Source organism: Bifidobacterium sp. SO1 (assembly GCF_018555335.1).
GTDB lineage: Bacteria > Actinomycetota > Actinomycetes > Actinomycetales > Bifidobacteriaceae > Bifidobacterium > Bifidobacterium simiiventris.
In genome coordinates this window covers 84,525-106,731 of record NZ_JAFEJR010000003.1, presented here as the reverse complement: position 1 = coordinate 106,731, position 22,207 = coordinate 84,525, and the positions used below count along the sequence as shown (strand labels likewise).

At 64.0% G+C, this 22,207-nt stretch carries 14 protein-coding genes and 1 tRNA gene; 10 read left to right on the top strand and 5 right to left on the bottom strand.

Features of this window, described 5'->3' with window-relative positions; genetic code table 11:
• The first annotated feature begins 315 nt into the window (after window positions 1-315).
• The gene (locus JS541_RS04080) at window positions 316-1,647 is read left to right on the top strand and encodes an MFS transporter (protein ID WP_214373216.1); all 1,332 of its coding nucleotides are present in this window, start codon (window positions 316-318) and stop codon (window positions 1,645-1,647) included.
• A gap of 101 nt (window positions 1,648-1,748) precedes the next feature.
• On the opposite strand, the gene nrdG is transcribed toward JS541_RS04080, so the two are convergent.
• Window positions 1,749-2,459: an anaerobic ribonucleoside-triphosphate reductase activating protein gene (gene nrdG, locus JS541_RS04075; protein ID WP_214373334.1), complete on the bottom strand. Its 711-nt coding sequence runs from the start codon at window positions 2,457-2,459 to the stop codon at window positions 1,749-1,751.
• 181 nt (window positions 2,460-2,640) lie between these two features.
• Window positions 2,641-5,037, bottom strand: coding sequence for an anaerobic ribonucleoside-triphosphate reductase (gene nrdD / locus JS541_RS04070; RefSeq protein WP_214373215.1), 2,397 nt, complete (start codon window positions 5,035-5,037; stop codon window positions 2,641-2,643).
• A 301-nt stretch (window positions 5,038-5,338) separates the two neighbouring features.
• Between nrdD and xseA the strand changes: the two genes are divergently transcribed.
• Together xseA and JS541_RS04060 are read left to right on the top strand one after the other, a co-directional pair.
• Window positions 5,339-6,601, top strand: a complete 1,263-nt coding sequence (xseA, locus tag JS541_RS04065; protein WP_214373214.1) for an exodeoxyribonuclease VII large subunit — start codon at window positions 5,339-5,341, stop codon at window positions 6,599-6,601.
• A gap of 85 nt (window positions 6,602-6,686) precedes the next feature.
• Window positions 6,687-6,983, top strand: coding sequence for an exodeoxyribonuclease VII small subunit (locus tag JS541_RS04060; protein WP_214373213.1), 297 nt, complete (start codon window positions 6,687-6,689; stop codon window positions 6,981-6,983).
• Between the two features lie 122 nt (window positions 6,984-7,105).
• Here the strand turns inward: JS541_RS04060 and JS541_RS04055 are convergent, their stop codons facing one another.
• Window positions 7,106-8,110, bottom strand: a complete 1,005-nt coding sequence (locus JS541_RS04055) for an endonuclease/exonuclease/phosphatase family protein (protein WP_240539241.1) — start codon at window positions 8,108-8,110, stop codon at window positions 7,106-7,108.
• A 215-nt stretch (window positions 8,111-8,325) separates the two neighbouring features.
• Between JS541_RS04055 and JS541_RS04050 the strand changes: the two genes are divergently transcribed.
• From JS541_RS04050 to JS541_RS04040, 3 genes are all read left to right on the top strand, one after another.
• Window positions 8,326-8,398 (top strand) — tRNA-Arg (locus tag JS541_RS04050).
• A 256-nt stretch (window positions 8,399-8,654) separates the two neighbouring features.
• Window positions 8,655-9,602, top strand: a complete 948-nt coding sequence (locus JS541_RS04045) for an ROK family glucokinase (RefSeq protein ID WP_214373212.1) — start codon at window positions 8,655-8,657, stop codon at window positions 9,600-9,602.
• 223 nt (window positions 9,603-9,825) lie between these two features.
• Window positions 9,826-10,365 carry a low molecular weight phosphatase family protein gene (locus JS541_RS04040; protein WP_214373211.1) on the top strand — a complete coding sequence of 180 codons (540 nt, stop codon included), beginning with the start codon at window positions 9,826-9,828 and terminating at the stop codon, window positions 10,363-10,365.
• A 91-nt stretch (window positions 10,366-10,456) separates the two neighbouring features.
• On the opposite strand, the gene JS541_RS04035 is transcribed toward JS541_RS04040, so the two are convergent.
• Window positions 10,457-12,673, bottom strand: coding sequence for an alkaline phosphatase family protein (locus JS541_RS04035; RefSeq protein ID WP_236036784.1), 2,217 nt, complete (start codon window positions 12,671-12,673; stop codon window positions 10,457-10,459).
• Between the two features lie 305 nt (window positions 12,674-12,978).
• On the opposite strand from JS541_RS04035, the gene JS541_RS04030 reads away from it, so the two are divergent.
• Both JS541_RS04030 and JS541_RS04025 read left to right on the top strand, forming a co-directional pair.
• Window positions 12,979-14,355 (top strand): alpha/beta hydrolase-fold protein, encoded by a 1,377-nt coding sequence (locus JS541_RS04030; protein ID WP_236036783.1) that lies wholly within the window; start codon window positions 12,979-12,981, stop codon window positions 14,353-14,355.
• Window positions 14,356-14,549: 194 nt separating this feature from the next.
• Complete coding sequence (locus tag JS541_RS04025; protein WP_236036810.1) at window positions 14,550-17,051, top strand: DUF2156 domain-containing protein; 2,502 nt, start codon at window positions 14,550-14,552, stop codon at window positions 17,049-17,051.
• An 87-nt stretch (window positions 17,052-17,138) separates the two neighbouring features.
• On the opposite strand, the gene JS541_RS04020 is transcribed toward JS541_RS04025, so the two are convergent.
• On the bottom strand, window positions 17,139-19,301 hold the full coding sequence (locus tag JS541_RS04020) for a TetM/TetW/TetO/TetS family tetracycline resistance ribosomal protection protein (protein WP_214373209.1): 2,163 nt from the start codon (window positions 19,299-19,301) through the stop codon (window positions 17,139-17,141).
• Between the two features lie 68 nt (window positions 19,302-19,369).
• On the opposite strand from JS541_RS04020, the gene JS541_RS04015 reads away from it, so the two are divergent.
• Together JS541_RS04015 and ilvD are read left to right on the top strand one after the other, a co-directional pair.
• Window positions 19,370-20,083, top strand: a complete 714-nt coding sequence (locus tag JS541_RS04015) for a 3'-5' exonuclease (RefSeq protein WP_236036782.1) — start codon at window positions 19,370-19,372, stop codon at window positions 20,081-20,083.
• A 111-nt stretch (window positions 20,084-20,194) separates the two neighbouring features.
• The gene (gene ilvD, locus JS541_RS04010) at window positions 20,195-22,057 is read left to right on the top strand and encodes a dihydroxy-acid dehydratase (protein ID WP_214373208.1); all 1,863 of its coding nucleotides are present in this window, start codon (window positions 20,195-20,197) and stop codon (window positions 22,055-22,057) included.
• Window positions 22,058-22,207 lie beyond the last annotated feature (150 nt).

Genomic DNA, 22,207 nt, shown 5'->3' with positions numbered 1-22,207 from the left:
GCCGCTCTCATCATCACTCGAACATGGTGACGGTTGACGGTCGCAGGATCGCGTCTTCGTCGTCATCGCACCCGCCACCGCACTCATCGTCACCGTCATCACTGCACCCATCGTTGCTGCCATTACCGTACCCGCCACCGCAACCACGGCTGCGTCCATCACCGCATCTGCCGCCGCAAGTTCAACATTTCGTAACTTTTGTGCACACAATGTCACAGCATGTCGTATGATATATCACGCAAATGTTTACGCAAACATCATCAATAAACGGAGTCAGACCTTCTACAAGCCTGACAAATAGAGGAAGAATATCGCATGTCAGAACAAACAGTGCCGTCTGCAGGCAACGGATCTGATAACGCAACCACATCCATGGAAATCGCCGAACACCAGCCCGCGTACGGCGTCACCAACGACCAGCAGCCCACGCTGCCCACCCGCCTCGGTGCAGGGCTCCTCGTCGGCCCGGCCTGCTGGATGCTCGCCTATGTTGGCGTGTCCGCAACGCTGCTGCCCGCCAAATTGCAGATCCTCGCCCCCAGCCAGAAGGTCGCGCTCATCCCGCTGTTCTCGCTGGTCGCCATGATCGCCGCGACCATCTCCAACATCATCGCCGGCGCCCTGTCCGACATCACGCGTTCCCGCTTCGGCTCGCGCTCCCCGTGGATCGTGTGCGCGTCGATCGCCTGCGGCCTGTTCTTCGTGTGGTTCGCGTTCGCCGGCTCGTGGCCAATGCTGCTCGTGATCTGGACGCTGTACAACGTGGCGCTCAACTGCGTGACCGCCCCGATGATCGCGCAGATCTCCGACCGCATCGCCCCGCGCTGGCGTGGCACGATCTCCTCATGCTGGGGCATCGGCATGGCCATCGGCAACTACGGTTCGGGCATCATCGCGTCGAGCTTCATCAAGGACAACGCGGCCATCTCGACCGGCGTGCTCATCTTCGCGCTCATCGCGGCCGTGGGCGGCGTCGTCTCGCCGATCATCATGCGCGAGCCGAGCAATCTGAACGCCGCGCGCGCCAAGTTCGACGCCGAGTCGATCAAACGCAACTTCATGTTCCCGACGAAGAACTGCCGCGACTACTACTTCGCGCTCGTCGGCAAGATGCTCATGGTGACCGGCCAGTACGTGATCGTCGGCTACCAGCTGTACATCTTCAGCGACTACATGAAGCTCGATGCGGACGGCCAGAACGCGGCGCTCAAGATCATGTCGATGATCCTGATGGTCACTGGCATCGTGTTCTGCGTGATCGCAGGACCTTTGGCCGACCGGTTCCACCGTCTCAAGCTGCCGGTCGCGATCACGACGATCATGCTCGGCGTGGGCGCGTTCTTCCCGTTCTTCGCAGCCGAACCGTGGACGATGTACGCGTACGCGCTGGTGGCCGGCATCGGCATGGGCGCGTACAACGCGGTGGACGGCGCGCTGAACGTGGCCGTGCTGCCCGATCCGAAGACCGCGGCGAAGGATCTGGGCATCATCAACATGGCGAACACGCTCGGCCAGATCTTCGGCCCGGCCATCGCCGGCGCGATCCTGACGATCTCCGGCAACGACTACCGCTGGATCTTCCCGACCGAGACGATCATCTGCGTGATCGGCGGCCTGCTGATTCTCGCCGTCAAGCGCGTGAAGTGAGCGACGATCGGACGGATAGTCGCATATATGATGATGGCCCCGCACATCTTGCCATGTGCGGGGCCATCATCATATGTATTGCAGAGACGTTCGCAGATCGGTCACGACGACGACTGCGAGTCCTCGCCGGCCATGCGGTCCTTAAGGTAGATTTCGGGGATGTCGCGCTCCTGATCGTGCAGACCGGCCCAGATGACCGGTTTGCCGGCCTCAAGCGAGGCGGGGACGTCGAGGATGCGCTGGTTCCTCGAACCGCGGAACTGCAGCAGCGAATCATGCTGCGATTTGATGTAGCGGCCGTCGACGAGGATGTCGATCAGACGCAGCAGGTCAAGCTTGTCCGGCGTTTCGCCGGGACGCATGAGTTCCTCCCACGTGTAGCCGGTCCAGCACCAGATGTCCTTGGTCATCCCGAACTCGGCGCGGATGCGTTCGGCAAGCGGCACGAGCACCGGCGTGTTAAGCAGCGGTTCGCCGCCGAGGAACGTGATGCCCTGCACCCACGGGGCGCGAAGGTCGTCGATGATCTTGTCCTCGAGCCGCTGAGTGTATTCGTGGCCGGCCTGAAAGTCCCAGATGGACGAGTTGAAGCAGTCGACGCAGTGGAACGGGCAGCCGGACACGTACAGCGAATTGCGCACGCCTTCGCCGTCGGTGACGATGAACGTCTTGTAGTCGGCGATCATGCGTTTGGACATGCGCCGACCGTCCCACTGACCGGCACGAGGATTGTTCGCCTCGTCGGTAGGAATCGAAGGCCCCCGCCCCGTCTCCCCCGCCGCAAAATCATGCAACGTCGGCGTCTTATCCATCATCACCCTCCTACCCCTTCCGCTCCCGCCCAACCGTAACGTTGAGCGAAAACGAGCGTCCCGCTGGGGAAGCCGATACATGTTGCGAGACCGTAAGACTCGGCCGAGCGGCCTGGAGCGTGTCACGCAACATGTATCGGCTTCCCCAGCGGGACGCGGACACCTTTCGCGATATCAGTAGTTACTTGGCCTCTTCGAACCACTCGCGGGTCTGACCGTCGGCCAGCGTCACATGGCCGGTCTCGCCGCTCATGTGCTTGACGCGGTGCGAGATCTCCTCGTGACGGCCGTGCACCATCGGACGCTGGACCGGATTGCCGAGGTAGCCGCAGGTGCGCTTGGTCACGTTGCACTTGTCCGGGTCGGAGTTGCCGCACTCAGGACACTTGAAGCCCTCGTCGGTCGGCTCGAAGTCGCCCTGGAAGCCGCACACGAAGCAGTGGTCGATCGGCGTGTTGGTGCCGAGGTAGCCGATGCCGACGTTGTAGGCGTAATCCCACACGGCCTCGAGCGCCTTCGGGTTGTCCTGCAGGCACGGGTACTCGCAGTAGTTGATGAAGCCGCCGGACGCGTAGTACGGGAAGTCCTTCTCGTAGTTGAGCTTCTCCATCGGGGTCGGCTGCAGCCACACCGGGTAGTGGAACGAGTTGGTGTAGAAGTCGTGGTCGGTCACGCCTTCGACGCGGCCGAACTTCTCGCGGTCCATGCGGTTGAAGCGGTCGGTGAGCGACTCGGCCGGCGTGGAGTACACGGAGTAGTGGTAGCCTTCCTGCTTGCTCCACTGCTTGCACAGCTCGTTCATGCGCTTGACGATCGAGAGCGCGAACTCCTTGCCTTCCGGGTCCCAGCCGTGGTCGCGGATCCAGTTCTTGCCGTAGAACACGGCGGTCGTCTCCGCGAGGCCGATGTAGCCGAGCGAGACGGTGGCGCGCTCGTTCTTGAACAGCTCGTCGACGTTGTCGTTCGCGCCGAGGCGGCCGAACGCGCCGAAGCGGAACAGGGTCGGGGCGTTGACCGGCGTGGCCTGCTTGCAGCGCATGATGCGGAACTGCAGGGCCTGGTGCGCGACTTCCATGCGCTCCTCGAACAGCTTCCAGAAGCGGTTCTTGTCGCCGTGGGATTCGAGCGCGATGCGCGGCACGTTGACGGAGACGACGCCGAGGTTCATGCGGCCGTCTTCCTCGTCCTTGCCGGTGGCGGGGTTGATCCAGCCCTGCAGGAAGGAGCGGCAGCCCATCGGCGCCTTGAAGGAGCCGGTGATCTTGACGATGTTCTCGTAGAACACGACGTCCGGGTACATGCGCTTGGTGGCGCATTCGAGCGCAAGCTGCTTCAGGTCGTAGTTCGGATCGCCCTTGTCGGCGTTCACTCCGTGCTTGACGGTGAACACGAGCTTCGGGAAGATGGCGGTGTGGTGCTCCTTGCCGAGGCCGCGGATGCGGTTCAACAGGATCGCACGCTGGATCTCGCGGGCGAACCAGTCGGCGCCCAGGCCGAAGCCGATCGTCACGAACGGGGTCTGGCCGTTGGAGACGCGGTTGGAGTTGATCTGGTACTCCATCGTCTGCATGGCGTCGTAGATGGCCTTGCGGGTGCGGATCTTGGCGAGGATCTCGCGCTCCTGCTCGAGTTCGTCGACGTCGTCATGGAACGGCGTGTCCATCGGCAGCGGCTCGCGGGAGCCGAAGTGCAGCTTGGTCGGCTCGTTTTTCTTCGCGTTCTCGACCTGACGGCGGGCGAATTCGACCGGCATGCCATCGGGGATGGTCTCGCGGGCCTCCTCGAGGAACTTCTCGTAGTCCTTGCGCGCGTAGACGGCGAGGTGCTCGTCGGCGCGGTTGGCGGTCTGGCCGCCGTACTGGCTGGAGGCCACGTCCTTCATGATCTGCGTGATCTGGGTGGCGGCGATGGCGATGGACTTCGGGGAGGCCATCGGCGCGTTGCCGAGCGTGAAGCCGTTGGCGAGCATGTCCCAGAAGTTGGGCAGCGAGCAGTTGGACTGCGCGGTGAACGGCGAGTAGTCGGCGTCGTGGAAGTGGATGTCGCCCTTCATATGGGCGTTGGAGACAGCCGGCGGCAGCATGTTGAACGCGGCGGCCTTGGAAACGGCGCCGGCGAGCAGGTCGCGCTGCGTGGCGTACACGTTGGCGTCCTTGTTCGCGTTCTCGTGGATCAGCGTCGGATCCTGGTTGATGAAGCGGGCGACGGCCTCGTTCACGTCGGTGGCCTTGGCTCGCTGGATGTCCTTGTCGAGACGGTAGTTGGTGTAGGCGCGCGCCACGTCGTACAGGTGCGCGTCGATAAGCGCGTGCTCGACGAGGTTCTGGATGTCCTCGATCTTGGCCGGGCCGTTGTAGCGGCCCTTGATCTCGCCTTCGACCTGGTTGGCGAAGCCGCGGATCATCTTCTCCTCTTCGGGTCCGATCTGCTTGTCGAGGTCGCCGAAGGCGGACTTCACGGCCTCGATGATGTTGATCGGGTCGAAGTCGACCACGCGACCGTCACGCTTCTCGACCAGCACCGCGCCCTTGGCGGCACGGGTGGTCGTCGAGGCGGTGTCCATCACCTGAGTTTCCATCTGAAATCCTTCCTGTCGTCTGGCTGTCCCGCCCGGTTTCCGCCGGCCGAGCCATGGCCGTTAAGTTTTAAGCCCTATGTACTGTACGGCAACCCCACCCCGATATCTAGTGTCGGCGCGCCGTGTTTCTCCTAAATATAGTGGTAAGTGGCAGAATCAAGCCGAAAGCGCAGTTGTGTGATTTACGTAACGAATTGCTCCCAGCGTGTCGCGCTCGAGCCCTGCGGGATCGCGCCGCGGCGCCCGGACGAATGCTGCCTGACAGCGGGCCTTGTCCGTTATATAGGTGAATCTGGACTGTATGAACTGGGATATGGGAACCAACGCGCCGGCGCCGCAGCCGCTCGACCAACTGCCACGACTGGCCAGCGAAACGACCGCGGAACGGCCGTGGCCGGTGTCAGTGCTGAGCCAGAAGTTCCACACCGCCGTGGAGAAGTGGCCGTCCGCGTGGATCTGCGGTCAGATCACCGAAATCAACACGCGCCGCGCCGGTTCGGCGTATCTGACCGTGCGCGACGATTTCGAGGACATCGCGATCTCCGTGTCCGGCTGGCGCGCGTTCGCCGCGCAGGCCGCTGCGTTCCGGCAGGGCGACCGCGTGGTGATCCACGGCAAGGCCGACATCTGGGTCAAGCAGACCCGGTTGAGTTTCATCGGCGATGAGATCCGCAAGATCGGTTCGGGCGGCGGTTTGAAGGAACAGATCGACGAACTGCGCAAGAAGCTCAAGGGCGAGGGACTGTTCGACGCCGACCGCAAGGTGCCCTTGCCGGAGTTCCCGTCGTGCATCGGCCTGATCTGCGCGCCACAGGCCCGCGCGGAGGGCGACGTGATCACGAACGTGAACCTGCGCTGGCCGTCCGTGCGGTTCAAGGTCGTGCATGCGCACGTGCAGGGACCGCAGTGCCCGCCCGACATCGTGGCCGCGATCCGCAGACTGGACGAGGATCCGGATGTGGACGTGATCATCGTGGCCCGCGGCGGCGGCGCGTTCGAGGATCTCATCGGATTCTCGGACGAATCGGTGGTACGCGCGACGGCCGCCTGCGTCACGCCGATCGTCTCAGCGATCGGTCACGAGGACGACTGGACGCTGATCGACCTGGCCGCCGACCTGCGCGCCTCGACGCCGACCGACGCAGCAAAGAAGGTCGTGCCGGACGTACGTGAGCAATGGCAGCTGATCGACAACGCGATCCATCGGGCGCGCATGCGCATCGAGGCACGGGTCGAAGGCGAGATCCGACTGGTCGAGGGATATGCGAACAGGCCGAGCCTGACTCGACCGTTGACGATGCTCGAACCGCATCAGCGGTTCCTTGACGACGCCCGGCGGCGCATGGATATCGGCCTGACTCGCATCGTGGACGACGCGAGCCTGACGGTCGAGAAGCTGCACGCCAGCCTGACCGCGCTGAGTCCGCAATCGACGCTCGACCGCGGCTATGCGGTCGTGCAGGCGGCCGGCGGACATGTACTCGACGATCCCGCTGCCGTCTCGAGCGGCGACCCGTTGACCATCACCTTGAAGCATGGGCCGCTCAACGCCACCGTCTCCTGAACCGTGTGCCCCCGACTCCCGCACAAGGAGCCGTCAACGAAACCGACCTGGGCGGATATGCCCACCATTACACAAGGAATTCACCATGACCGATAAGACCAATAAGACCACCGCCGCCACCTCCTCCCTGACCGACAAGGAGCGCGAGGCTATCGCGCAGATGCCCTACGAGGAGGCGCGCGACAAGCTCATCCAGGCCGTGCAGGCGCTTGAGGCCGGCGGGCTCAACCTCGATCAGTCGATGCGCCAGTGGGAGATCGGCGAGGCGCTTGCCCAGCGCGCGCAGAGCCTGCTCAACGACGTCAGGGCGAAGCTCGACGCGGCGCAGGCCGAACAGGCCACCAGCGCGGACACCGCTGGAACTCAGTCCAATTTGGACTGAGCTCCCTTCGCGACTCGCTACCGCGGCCGCTCACTTCGCCTACAGACGCTGCGCGTCCGCTTAACGGCTCAGCCCAGTCGAATCTCGACTGAGTTCCCTTCGCGATCCGCTACCGCGGCCGCTCACTTCGCCGGTTCCACCGCGATCGTGGCGAGCAGTGCCGCGTGATCCGAGCCGGCGATCCTGCGAACCTGCATCTGCCCGGCCACGATGCCCTGGTCAAGCACGATATGGTCGATGCCCGCGAACAGCGGCAATGGGGACTTGTCGGCCGGCCACGTGAACGTGAAGCCATGGCCGGACTGCCATGCGGCGTCCGTGAACCGGTCGCCGAGAAACATGCGGAACGGAGTATGGTCGACGGTCGCGTTGAAATCCCCCATGAACACGTACCTCGCATCGGTGTGCGAACGCATCAGCGCCAGCTCGTCCAGCGACCGCTTCCACTGCGCCCAGTATCCTGGCGTCGGCGAGGTCGTGTGCACGGACACGAACCGTATCGGCATCTCCTGCGCATCATCCCCGACGAATGTCACGGTGCCGCCCGGCATGAACGATGCGCTCGAATTGACGTCATCGTCGGCCGGATCCTCCAGCGGGGCCGCCGACCACAGTCCATTGCCATACACGCCATCCGACGTGGACACCTGCGAGTACGGCAGATAATCCTTGATGCCGGCCTCATCGAGCGCCGCCACGAAATCGTCGCTTGTCTCCTGCAACGCGAGCACTTCGACGCGCTGGTCGCGCACCAGTTCGACGATGGCGGCCGCATCCGCACGTCCCTTATAGACGTTACAGGTCATGACACGGGCATACCGGTCACCGGTGTTCGCCGACGCTCCCGACACCGCCTGCCCGGCCTCGGCTGGCAATGCGGCGGACGCGCGGAAGAATGGGTACTGCCACCACACCTGTGCGGCGAGGCACAGCACCGCGACCAACGCCGCAACCCAGCGCCGGCCCAGCAAAGCCAGTACCAGAGCCAACACTGCGACCAACGCAAACCACGGCGTGACGGATACAAGCACCGGCACGTACGGCAACGCCTGCATGTCGGCAGGCAGCATGCGCGCGGCCACGCTCACGGCCGCCGCCACCGCCAGCAACCATGCGATCCATCCCATGACCCGCACACGCCACGCCGGCGACTGGCGGACCGGCTTTCGAACCGGCTTGCGGGTTTGTTTCCTCTGCTTCACACGCACGGCGACCACTGTAACGGATATGCCCGGCCGCCGTCGCGTCATTGCCGATCATCGCCACGATTTTTCCATTCCTTTCACGAATTCGAGGCACGCGCGACGCAATGCCGCCGGCACCATGTACAATGGACACTTGCGCCTTGGTAGCTCAGGGGATAGAGCACCGCTCTCCTAAAGCGGGTGTCGTCGGTTCGAATCCGATCCAGGGCACGTCGATCCCTTTGGAATTGCCGCAATTCCAAAGGGATTCAGCATATTCGCGCGAAACAATGCCGACGCGACAGGTCGCGCACTGACTGACATCGTTTGCTTGACGGTTGGTAACTAAGACACGCCGAGTGTGAACGCTCCCAGCATACCAACGGCGACGTTTTGACGGCATCCTAAGCGCAAATCGTCCGCATCGTCTCACGCAACCGTTATCATTCCAGTGTCTAACAGGCATAGGAACAATCAAAGGAGAGCCATGTCCACCCTCGCCGTCGATATCGGAGGAACCAAGATCGCCGCGGCCGTGTGCGATGAAAACGATGCCATCGTCCAGCGCTGGCGCGTCCCCACGCCGATGAACGCCGACGCGATCAACGAGAACATCGCCAAGGTCTACCGCGAAGCCACCGCCGCCGGCCACGACATCAAGGCGATCGGCGTCTCCGCCGCCGGCAACGTCGGAGCGGATCGCAAGACCATGACCTTCGCCGCGAACATCCCGGCGTGGATCAACTACGACCTGTCCGAGCATATCGGCGCGCTCATCGACCACGCGGTGCCGGTCGTCATCGAGAACGACGCGAACTGCGCCGGCTGGGGCGAGTACGTGCATGGCGCCGGCCAGGGCAGCAAGAACATGGTGGCGCTGACCGTGGGCACCGGTCTCGGCGGCGCGATCGTGATCAACGGCGAGCTGTACCGCGGCTCCTTCGGCATGGCCGCCGAGATCGGCCACCTGCCGATGGTCCCGGATGGCGACCACTGCGGCTGCGGCCTGCGTGGCTGCGCCGAACGCTACACCTCGGGCACTTCGCTCGAGAACTTCGCCAAGTCGGCCGTGCGCCGCCGCCCGCAGGACGCCAAGCGTCTGCTGGAGCTGTGCGACGGCGACATCACCAAGCTCGAGGGCCCGATGGTCTCGCAGGCCGCCCAGGAGGGCGACGTGCTCGGCCTGTACGCCTTCAACAAGATCGGCGAGTGGCTGGGCCGCACGATGGCCGCCACCGCGGCGGTGCTCGATCCGGACATCTTCGTGATCGGCGGCGGCGTGGTCGCCGTCGGCGACATCCTGCTCGAGCCGGCGCGCTACAACTACGCCCGCTTCCTCGAAGGCAGCGCCTACCGCGGCCATGCGAAGATCGTCGCCGCCACCGCCGGCCAGGACGCCGGCCTGATCGGTGCGGCGAACCTCGCCCTGCGCTAAGCGTCCGCATGGCAGCTCATGGCTGGTTCCCGGGATCTCACACGGAAAATCCCGGGAACCGGCCATGATCGTTTTTTCGCACGAAACGGCGGTATTCCGGGATATCGCAATGTGCGAATGTGCATATATGTCACTTTTCCGGTTCCCGGGACCGGTAAGGCCGATCCCGGGAACCGACACGCACTGACGTCACACCCTTTTCCCCCGAACTAAGGTGGTAGGCATGAAGATTCTGTTCGTGTGCACCGGCAACATCTGCCGTTCCCCGATGGGCGAGCTGCTGCTCCCCCACTACATCAACGATCCGTCGATCACCGTGGACAGCGCCGGCACCCGCGGCCTTGCCGGCCACGCGATCGACCCGTCCAGCGCGAAACTCATGGAACAGGCCGGCATCGACCCGAGCGCGTTCCGTTCCAAACGCATCACGCCGCAACTGGCCGATTCTGCCGATCTGATCTTCTGCTTCGAACCGCACCAGCGTCAGGACATCGCCACGATCGCGCCACGCGCAGGCCGCCGCACGTTCCTGCTGCCCGATTTCGCGAACATGTGCGCCTACTGCGCCAATCAGGGGTTCATCATCGGTTCCACTCGCCAGGAACGGCTGGAATCGGTGATCGACAACGCTTCCATGATCCGCCCGATGCTGCCCGCCCCGATCTCGATCGAGGACCCTCACCGCAAGGACTTCCCGGTGTTCCAGAAGGCGTACGACCAGATCTGCCAGGCCCTGACCATCATCGCCAAGGCCACCGAATAACAATCCTTCGCGCCCCTGCGTATCCCGTCCACCGTCTGTCCGCGCCCGTCCATCGCCGTACCAGGCAGACGATGGACGGGCATATCCTCCGTTACGGCAGATCCATGAAGCCGGTGGACTTGAGATAGTTCTTGCCGGCTGTGATGTCGTACTGGATCAGCCGGTAGTCCTCCAACAGCTGTTTGGTCTCCTCGTCGAAATCGGACTCGGCCATCGGCTTGCCGTCGGCATCAAGGTAGATGTTCTGGCCTTCCGGAATCCGGTCCCAACCCTGGATCGAATTGACCACCGGCGGCTCCATCGCGGAGATCTTCGCATGCATCTCGGTCAGGAACGCGAGATACGGCGACACCTTCGCATCCATATGCTCGGCCGCCTGTGCCACGAAGAAATTCGGCGACGAGTAGGCGTCGTTGTCGATGTCGGTGCCCTGCGAACCGCTCGCCTTGTTCGACCAGATGAAATAGTCGGTCAGATGCAGCGCGAGCGAGTTGTTCGTGTCCGCGCTGGCCGTCTCGTAGATGCCGGGCAGATGGTCGCCGTAGAAGACGACCGTGACCGGCTTGTCGAGCTTGTCGAGTTCGTCGAGGAACGCGGCAGTCGCCTCGTCGGTCAGGCTCGCGCCCTTCTGGTACGTTTCGATCGACTTCGTCTCGTCCTTCTCGAGCGGTTGCGACGGATCAGTCGATTCGGCCGTAAAATCGTTGTCGGAGTACCAGTTGTTGTACGGCATGTGGTTCTGCATCGTGATGATCTGGATGAACTGGTTCTCGTCCGTCTTCGAGATCTCCTCGAGCGCGCTCCGGTACGTCGCCTCGTCGGACACGTACGGCGACTCGTCGATCTTGTCCTGGTACTTGATGATGTCGTTGCCCTTGCCGTCGCCGGTCAGCGTATAGAAATGCGAGAACCCGAACTTCTGATAATTCGTCTGGCGCGAGTACATGGACGATTCGTACGGATGGAACGCCTCGGAGAACTTGGCCGCGCCCCACATCTGGTTGATCGTCGGCGTCCAGTGCTCGCTCGGCACAAGCTGCTGGTACGGGCTCGACAGCGACGAATCGAAGTTCGCCATGCTCAGGCCGCTCAGGCCCATATACTCGAGGTTCGCGGTGCCGCCGCCGTACCCGGACGAGAACATGAGGCCGGATGTGGTGCCGCTTTTGATCTTGCGGATGTTCGGCATGGAGTCCTTGTTGACCTTGAGGCCGGGTACGCGCGACGGGTCGGAGAACGATTCGCTCAGCACGTAGATCACGGTCGAATCGGTCATGTCCGCAGAACGGTTCTCATTGATCGTCTCGGCCTCGCCCGCGTACTTCTTGGCGAGCGCCTGCATCGTCTCCTCGCTGTAGTTCGCGGGCTTTTCCATGATGCGCGGGTTGAGCTGGCGCGTGAACGAGACGAGCGGGCCGTTGCGTTGCGCGTCGTAGACGGAATCCCACATACTCGGTTTGTCGCCCATCACGGTGGCGAACGACTTCGCCCACGAGCCAACGGTGCTCACCTGCATCGTGTACAGGGTGAAGAACATGCCCGGCAAGAGGATGAGCAGCAGACGCACCGTGAAGCCCAGTCCGCGGTTGTCGAAGCGGATCAGTCGGCCGTTGCGTCCGTCCATGCGGTACAGCAGGTAGCATACGAGCGCCACGCCCACGAAGATCGAGCTGGCGCCGATGATCGTCCAGTGGGCCCCGGGCGGCATGAAGCTCAGCAGGTTGCCTTTATCGGCCTTGAGGAAGTTCAGGTCGCTGGGCAGCACGGCCTCGTAGCGGATCTGCACCTTGAAATGCTCGATGACGGCGATGACGATCGCGATCGCGAGGAAAATCGGTGTGGCGATCCAGAACCGGTTGATGAGCATGAGCAGGATCAGATAGATGACGCCCCACAAGATGAGGTTGAGCACGAGCACGAAGTTGTGGCTGAGCCACATCTTGGTGACGAATCCCCATCCGACGGTGGGGCTGGAAAGCTTGACGCGGGTGCTTTTGAGCGACACGCCCCATTGCAGTGCGGCGACGGCGGCGAGATCGAACAGGACGAAGAAGATGGCGTACAGCCAGCCGGGGAACGGCTTGCTGCGGAATTTGAACCACCGGCGTTCGTTGCGTTCCGCCTGCTCGTCAGACTGGTCGTCGTCCTGCGCGTCATCCGCGGCAGCGTCGTTCCCGTCGGTCGCGTCAGCGGTATCGGGCATGGTGCCGGCCGTCGATGGCTCCACGTGGGGGCGCTCCCCCTTGCGGGCGATCCACAGTTCCTCGATCTCATCGTCGTTTACAGCGTGTTTGTTGTCGTTGGTCATAAACCTGCACTTCACGAGTAGTTTCACTGTCTGCTTGCTTCGCGGTCAGCCGTCATCGGGATCGGGCGCCTCGCCCTCCTGGCCCCATGCATGACGGCATATCGCGTCTATTGTCCTCGCCGTTGCTGACAAAGCGCGCATGGCGCATGCGATGTTCACGATTGTTTCGTGTTTCGCCCGGCGTATGCGAGACATCGATCGTATCGACCGGCATACGCGCGCCGATATCGTCCCCGCGGCGGATTTGCGCTTGCAGATTCGCCGCCTACACTATCGCGGTTGGATCATGCATGGGGAGGCACGATATGGAGGAGTTGACAGCTTGGATGCGTTCGTTAATGTCGGTCGGGCTGGTCTCGGGACCGGTGCCGTCGACGGCGTTCGCGCTGGGCGCGGTCGGGCTCGTATCGCTGGTCGTATGGCAGATGCTGCGTGACGACAGGAAGGCTTTGCTCATGCAGGCTGCCGTCGCGCTCGGTTCGGGCGCGCTGGGACTGCTGGCGGCATGGCTGATCTCCGACGGCATCATGGTGTTCGGCGTTTCCTTGGGCTGGCCTGTGATATTCACGGCCGCCGCAGGGTGCGCCGCCATGGGATTCGCGGTCGCGACGGCGGTGCAGGCACATGGTGTACGCCGCGCGCTCTCGGCGCTTATGGTGCCGATCCTGCTGGTCTGCACGGGCTTGCGCATCGACGCGATCTACGGCGAATACCAGACGATCGGCTCGTTGTTCGGATACACGCCGTACCGGTCGGTCGACTCGGCCGGACTCAAAGACGGCTCGATGAGCGTGGCCCGGTGGCGCAGGCTGGCGGCGGATGACGATTTGCCGTCCATGCCGGCACACGGCAAAACGTATTCGCAGCATATCGGCAATGAGCGCTCCGGTTTTCAGGCGCGCGACGCGCTGGTCTGGCTGCCGCCGGCAGCGTTGAGCACAACTCCGCCGCGACTGCCGGTGCTGATCCTGCTCGCCGGCCAGCCGGGCAGCCCGGGGCGTGCGATGTCGGCCAGCGGCATCACCGCGCTGCTCGACGACTATGCCGCCGAGCATGACGGTCTTGCTCCGATCGTTGTCTCTCCTGATCAGAACGGTGCGGACACGATCAACAGCCTGTGCGCCGACACAACGAAACATGGCAAGGCGGAAACGTATCTGACAGGCGATGTGCCGGCTTGGATTCGAGCCCACCTTCCGGTGTCCGCGAAAGCCGCGGACTGGGCGATCGGCGGGTTCTCGCAGGGCGGCACCTGTTCGACGCAGCTGGCGCCGCGCCATCCGGAACTGTTCGGCACGATGATCGCCGTGGACGGCGAGATCGCACCGACCGACGGCAGCGTGGACCACATGGTCACCACGTATTTCGGCGGCGACAGGCGGGCCTACGAATCTCAGGTTCCGGCGAACGCGATCGCCGCGCATGCGCCGTCCGATCAGGCGGCGGTGTTGGCGGCCGGCGAGAACGACAAGACGTCACTCGCCAATGTGCGCACGATCGGCGCGGCGGCGCGCAAGGCCGGCATGGACACGGTCACACTGGAGGTTCCCGGCACCGGGCATGACTGGCATGCGGTGAACGCGACGCTTCAGGCGGCCCTGCCGTGGTGGTGCGCGCGGATCGGATTGGGAAGGACGGACAAGACATGGTCGGACTACACGAGACTGAAGGTGATTCGATGAGCGTATCGACAGATATCAATCCGGCACAGCCGGCACAGCCGGCACAGCCGCAGCCGGAGCCAGTGAAACAACCGCCGGAACCCGGGGCGCGCAACGGCGCATCCACCGGCGGCCGCACCGGACGTCGCGCCTGGCCCAGCAAGCAGTACTCCCCCGCCCTGCGCGCGCTGTTCGGCGACGTCCGCAGCTGGATCATGGCGCACCTGCTTTCGGTCTGGTTCGCCGCCACGTTCGCGGTCTGCAACGTGGTCGTCTGGATCATCGCCGCCATGCTCGGTCATGGACTGCCGCTGACCGAACTGGCCACGTCGATGGGCGAGTTCAGTTTGTCGAAGCTGCTCGCGACGCTGCTGCTGGCTCGAGGCGTGTTGCAACTGCTGATCGACGTCGTCCTGCTGCTGGTCATGTTGTCGCTGTCGGAACCGCTGTTGGGACGTGTCCGCATGCTGTTGGTCGGCGCCGTGTCGACGCTGGCCGGCACGGTGCTTGGACTGTTGCTGTGCGCCGGTTTCGCGGCGCTGATGCAGGGCACGCCCGTCATCGACCGTGTTCGGTTCGTGCTCAGTCCGCTGACGCTTGGCGTGGGCATGCTGATGGCGGCGAGCGCGTTCAGCCGGCCGCTGTGGAGGCGGCGTATGAGGCTGATCGGCTACGCGTCGATCTTCGCCGTGCTGCTGTTCAGCGGCAATCCCGGCAACTACTGCATGCTGGCGGCCGCACTGACCGGTCATCTGATCGGCTCGCTCATGGTGCGGCGCTCCGGTGCCGCCACGTCGCACATCGATCCGATGCATTGGCAGTTGAACACGTCGTTCGAGGCTCGTCGCATGTTCGCCGCGTTCGCGCTGGTGCTCGCGCTCGGCCCGATCCTCGCGATCACCTCGCCTACGCATGTCGGACCGTTGAGCTCGCTTGGCCTGATGCTCAGCCCGGCCGACCCGGATACCACCCGTCTGGCCGCATGTCTGGCAGGTGCCGCGCATCGCGGATGTTTCTTCCAGTTCGATCTGTTGCGCACCTCGATGCCGGGCGCGATCCTGCGTTCGCTGCTGCCGACCACGGTGATGGTCATCATGGCGTGGGGGCTGTATCGTGGCCGCCGGCTCGCCGCTTGGGTGACGGCCCTGTGCAATCTGGGCGCGGCCGCGCTGACTGTCGTCTATTATCTGGTCATGCCGCTGGCGTTCGCCCCGGACGGTCTGGCGTCATTGACCCGCCACGGGGCGATCATGGCATGTCTGGCGAACGCGCTGCTGCCCGTCGCGTTCGCCGCCGCGCTGCTCATGTCGCTGCATCATTTCCCGATTCGTACCGATGCCCGGCGGCTGCGGCGGGGATTGATTTCGATGCTGGCCGCATTGCTGACCTGTGTAGTCGTCTATCTCGGGTACGGTCTGCTGTGGCCGGGCGAGTTCAGCCCATCGGCCACGTTGCCCGATCTGCTGGCCGAATTGCCGGGCCGGTTCATTCCGATCGGGTTCCTGAGCCGCACACGCCTGCGGTTCATGCCGCTGACAGTACCTGCGTCCGTGGTGTATCAGGGCGTCGGTTTTGTGTTCTGGGCGGTGGTGCTGATCGTATGCGTACGTTGGCTGCGCGATGTGCTCGTCATCGACGACCGCGCGCGACATCAAGCCGGCGCATTGGTCGAGCACGACGGCGAATCGATGAGTTTCATGACCACGTGGGAAGGTAACCGATACTGGTATTCCCCGACCGGCCGTTCCGCTGTGGCGTACCGCGTGGTCAACGGCATCGCCCTGACCTGCACCGGCCCGTTCGGCGAGAGCAGCGAATGGTTGAGCGATCTGCGCGAGTTCGCACGGTTCTGCGCGGCGCATTCGTGGTCGCCGGCGTTCTATGCAGTGCATCGCGAACAGCGAGACGCGCTGGTGGCCGCCGGCTGGTATTCGCTTGAAGTGGGCGGCGAGATGGTCGTCGATCCGCGCACGTGGAAGACAACCGGCAAGAAATGGCAGGACATCCGCACGGCGATCAACAAGGCGAAGCGCGACGGCATCGTGGACGTGCTCACGACGTTCGATGACGCCGGTGCGGACGTGCGCGAGCAGATCGAGGAGATTTCCGAGCAGTGGGCCGGACAGAAGGCGCTGCCGGAGATGAAGTTCACGCTGGGCGGTGTCGAGGAGCTGCGCGACCCGCGCGTGCGGATCCTGTATGCGGTCGACGAAAACGGACTGGTGCTGGGCGTCACCAGTTGGCTGCCGACGTGGCGCGATGGCCGGATCGTCGGCTGGACGTTGGATTTCATGCGGCATCGGACCGATTCCCCGAACGGCGTCATGGAGTTCCTGATCGCGCGCATGGCCGAACGCCTGCGTGACGAGGGACAGGATGATCCGGACCGCGCGGTCGAGTTCATGAGTCTGTCGGCCGCGCCGCTGGCCGGCATGAATCCCGACCGAGACAATACAGACGGAACCGGGCACACCGATACCGGCACGGCGATGCTGCAGCACGCGTTGCAGATCGTGGCCGACTGGATGGAGCCGGCGTACGGTTTCCATTCCCTGTTCAACTTCAAGCGCAAGTTCCAGCCGAGCGAGGAGCCGGTGTATGTGTGCTATCCCGATCCAGCCGCCCTGCCGCAGCTGGGGCTTGCGGTCATGCGCGCCTATGTACCGTCCGTGAGCGTGTCCGAGGCCCTGGCCATGCTCAAGACCCTGCAACGGTGACGGATCCGGGCCGTTCGTTTCGCGTCTTTCCGACTCGCCGCGGCCATGTGTATCACGATCGGCGCATGGCCGCGGCATCCGTCAGGCTCACACCGCTATCGCGGTGGCGTAGCCGAGATGCATGAATTCGGGGACCTTATACCATTTGACCGGGTAGCCGGCGCCGTGGGCGCAGAACACCGAGTCCGGGGTGTTGTCGAGATCGGATTCGGGATCGTATGCACTCTCGCGGATCACCTCGTCCGCGTTATGACATGGCCGGTAGCCGCCGAATGTGCACGACAGGCGTCCGAGCCCGTGCGTGTAGGCGTTCACGTCCATCGCGTAGTCGCGCATTTCGGATACCGGGCAGTCGCCGGTCAGCGTCGCGTAGTCGCCGTCGATATCGGCCGGGTCGAACGTGCCGGCCATGCGCTGGATGTCGGCCATCGCGCGGCCGACCATATCCTGCGGGATTTCCAGTCGGAACCGGTACCACGGTTCGAGCAGCCGGCACCAGCCCTGCTCGATCGGACGATCGTCGCCATCGTTCGCAGCGGTGGTTCGGCCGTCGGACATGCCAGCGTTGTCATCGTGGGCCGCCGCGGAACCGATACCATCCGAAGCCGTATCTTCGGCATCGGAACCGTATCCGGACACGTTGCCTTCGGCCCGCGCCATCATCAGGCCCTGACGCACGGCCCGGTATGTGGCCTGCCGGAAATCGCCGCCCTCCGTGTGCTTTTCATGGGCGCGCCCCGCGACCAGCGTGAGCCGCATATCGGTGATCGGCGAGCCGGTGAGCACGCCCAGATGCTCCTTCTCCGCCAGATGGGTCAGGATCAGCCGCTGCCAGTTGCGCGCGAGCTCGTCGACGCTCACCGCGCTTTCGAACCGCAGTCCGCTGCCGGGTTCCAGCGGTTCGAGCAGGATATGCGCCTCGGCGTAATGCCGCAGCGGCTCGAAATGGCCGACGCCTTCGACCGCATGCGTGATCGTCTCACGGTACAGGATGCCGCCCGGCCCGAATTCAACGTCCAGCGAGAACCGGTCGTGCAGGATCTGCTGGACGATCTCCAGCTGGACCGCGCCCATGAGCTGCACGTGGATCTCCTGCAGTCGCGGCACCCACACCACATGCAGCAGCGGATCCTCGTCATCCAGTTGCTGCAATGCCAGCAGACATTTGTGGACATCGTTGTCACCGGGCAGCAATGTATACGTCAGCACCGGCTGCAGGCTCGGGCTGGCGGCGTCACGCTCACGGCCCAGTCCCTCGCCGGGGAACGTGCACGTCAGGCCGGTCACCGCGCAGATCGAGCCTGCCGGCGCCGATTCGACGGTCGTGAATTTCGCGCCGGAATACACGCGCACCTGATCGATCTTCTCACTCCAGCCGTCCCCGGCGTCCGCATCGCGGCCGTCGTGCATGGCGTCCGGCGCCCCGTCGCCGTTCAAGCCGCCGTCGACCATCGTCTTCGCTTTCAGTTCGCCGCCGGTCACCTTCAGCCACGTCAGCCGGTTGCCCTGCGCGTCGTGCGAGATCTTGTACACGCGGGCGCCGAACGATTCGGGCGCGGCATCATAATCCGGTTCGCGCGCATACCGTTCGAATCCGGCCAGGAACGCGTCGATGCCGTCCATCTTGAGCGCCGAACCCCAGAAACAGGGGAACAGTTTGCGCTCGGCGATCATGCGCCGGATGTCGTCGAGCGGTATCATGCCGTCCGTCAGCAGCGCGTCCGTCGCCACCTCGTCCTGCATCGCGACGTCCTCGCTCGTCTCGGGGGTCGCCGCGGCATCCTCGAAATCGGTCACGCCGTCGCCGAACCGGTGCTTGAGCTGCGCCAGCAACGCCGCACGGTCCGCGCCGGGCGCATCCATCTTGTTGACGAACAGGAACGTGGGCACCCGGTATCGCGCGAGCAGCCGCCACAGCGTCTCCGTATGCCCCTGCACACCGTCCGCGCCGGAGATGACGAGCACCGCATAGTCGAGCACCCGCAGCGTGCGTTCGGTTTCGGCCGCGAAATCGACGTGGCCGGGCGTGTCGAGCAGGGTGAGTTCGAGGTCTCCGGACTCGATGACGGCCGGTTCGCTGAAGATCGTGATGCCGCGGGCGCGTTCCATCACGTTGGTGTCGAGGAACGCGTCGCCGTGATCGACGCGGCCGAGCTTGCGAATCGTACCAGTGGAGTACAGCAACGCCTCGGACAGCGTGGTCTTGCCCGCGTCCACATGCGCGAGAATGCCTGCGACGATGTGCTTCATGCCGTTCCCGAACTCCTTTGCCTCGCCCATACGGCCTGCCGGCCGCGTGACGCCGCACCATATGATCCATGATCCACGACCTGTTCCGCGGCCTGTCCGGCCATTACCCCACCAGCATACCCATCGTCGTGCGCCGGTCGCCCGCATGCCTGTATGATGATGATTCGCCCACGCGTCACGGCACGGACCGCACGATGCTGCACCCGCGCGACGGACGGCGGTGTTCGGCATTATCACAAAGATATGGAGACACGACGATGACCATGCAGCTGCCCGACAATTACGTGGTGCTCGATCTGGAGACGACCGGCATCAGCTGGCAGCGCGACACGATCATCGAATTCGGCGCGGTCAAAGTGCGCGATCGCAAACCGGTCGCCACGTTCCAGCAGCTCGTCAACCCGATGAGGCCACTGCACTGGCGCATCACGCAGCTGACCGGCATCACCGACGACATGCTTGAGCCGGCCCCCGATCTAGACGACGTGCTTCCTGTGTTCCTCGACTGGTGCGGCGACGACGTGCTGATCGGGCACAACATCATCCGTTTCGACATCCGGTTCATCGCCGCCGCGGCGGATCGTCTGCTGCACCGGCCGGTGCCGAACCGCGTGATCGACACGTTGGAGATGAGCCGGGCGATGTTCCCCGACGAACGGCACCACCGGCTGCTCGACCTGATCCAGCGGTTCGACATCGCCGATGTGGAGGAACATCGTGCGCTGGCCGATGCCGAGCAGACGCGCATGTGCTTCGAATGGATGCGCGATCACGACCGCTGATCGTGGAGTTGCGCGCGGTGTCCCGGACGCCGCGCAACGTAAACGATATGTGAATTCCACTATCCGACTATTGACAACACGCGTGTCTCGATTAAGGGCTTGAATAGAGTCATGGCAGAAATGAGATCCGCGAAACTGATGAATGGGCGCGTATTCGCGGGCGCCCGAGCCCTCTACCGAGCCGCCGGTGTCGACGGCAAGGATTTCGGCAAGCCGATTATCGCCATCGCCAATTCGTTTGACGAGTTCCTTCCCGGCCACGTGCACCTCAACAAGGTCGGACGCATCGTCTCCGAGGCGATCAAGGAGGCCGGCGGCATCCCGCGCGAGTTCAACACAATGGCCGTGGACGACGGCATCGCCATGGGCCACACCGGCATGCTGTACTCCCTGCCGTCCCGCGACATCATCGCCGACACGGTCGAATACCAGGTGAACGCGCATTGCGCCGACGCGCTGATCTGCATCCCGAACTGCGACAAGGTCGTCCCGGGCATGCTTATGGCCGCGCTGCGCCTGAACATCCCGACGATCTTCGTCTCCGGCGGCCCGATGGAGGCCGGCACCACGGTGCTGGCCGACGGCACCGTCAAGAAGAACACCGATCTGATCTCCGTCATGTACGCGTCCGCCGACGACAACATCTCGGAGGAGGACCTGCTCAACTACGAGAAGACCGTGTGCCCGACCTGCGGTTCGTGCGCCGGCATGTTCACCGCGAACTCGATGAACTGCCTCACCGAAGCGATCGGCCTGGCCCTGCCGGGCAACGGCACGATCCTGGCCTCGCACGGTTTCCGCAAGGAGTTGTTCCGCAAGGCCGCGCGCGAGATCGTGCACATCGCGAACCGTTACTACCACGAGGACGACGACTCCGTGCTGCCGCGTTCGATCGCGACCAAGCACGCGTTCGAGAACGCGATGACGATGGACGTCGCGATGGGCGGCTCCACGAACACCGTGCTGCACATTCTCGCGATGGCGCAGTCGGCCGACGTGGACTTCACGCTGGACGACATCGAGCGCATCTCGCACACCGTGCCGTGCATCTGCAAGGCGTCCCCGTCCGGCAAGTGGGAGATCTCCGACGTGCATCGCGCGGGCGGCATCACCGGCATCCTCGGCGAGCTGGACCGTGCCGGCAAGCTGCACCGCGACGTGCATTCGGTCGACTACCCGTCGCTCGAAGCCAAACTGGACGATTGGGACATCATGCGCCCGACCTGCACCGAAGAGGCCAAGACCATGTATCACGCGGCACCGGGCCACATCGTGTCGCCGGAACCGTGGACGCATGAGACGCTGTTCGATTCGCTCGACACCGACCGCGTGAACGGTGCGATCCACGATATCGACCACCCGGAGATTCACGAGGGCGGTCTGGCCGTGCTGCGCGGCAACCTCGCGCCCGACGGCTGCGTGGTGAAGACCGCGGGCGTGCCGCAGGAGATCTGGAAGTTCCGTGGCCCGGCGCTGGTCGTCGAATCGCAGGAGCAGGCCATCGAGGTCATCTTGAACGACACGCTGAAGCCGGGCATGGCGCTGGTGATCCGTTACGAGGGCCCGAAGGGCGGCCCTGGCATGCAGGAGATGCTGTATCCGACCTCGTTCGTCAAGGGCAAGGGCATCGGCAAGCAGGTCGCCATGCTGACCGACGGCCGCTACTCCGGCGGTTCGTCCGGTCTGGCGATCGGCCATATCGCGCCTGAGGCGGCGAACAAGGGCCCGATCGCGCTCATCAAGAACGGCGACATCATCAACATCGATATCGAGAACCGTTCAGTGAACGTGGAGCTGACCGACGAGCAGCTGGCCGAGCGCCGTGCCGAGCTCGAGGCCGGTGACGGCTATGTGGCGCACCGCGACCGCAAGGTGAGTCAGGCGCTCAAGGCGTACGCCGCCTTCGCCCGCTCCGCCGACAAGGGCGCCACCCGCGATCCGGATCTGATCAACAAGCTCTCCGGTCTGGCCTGACGGATTCTCCGTCAATCATGAAGAAAGCCTCCGCGATTGCGGAGGCTTTCTTCGTATGCGGCGAACCTATTCGAGTTCCACCGCGCCCGTGTAAAGCTGCGGAGCTGTCAAGCGGACAGTCCAGTGGACTGTCCGTAGGCGACGCCGAAG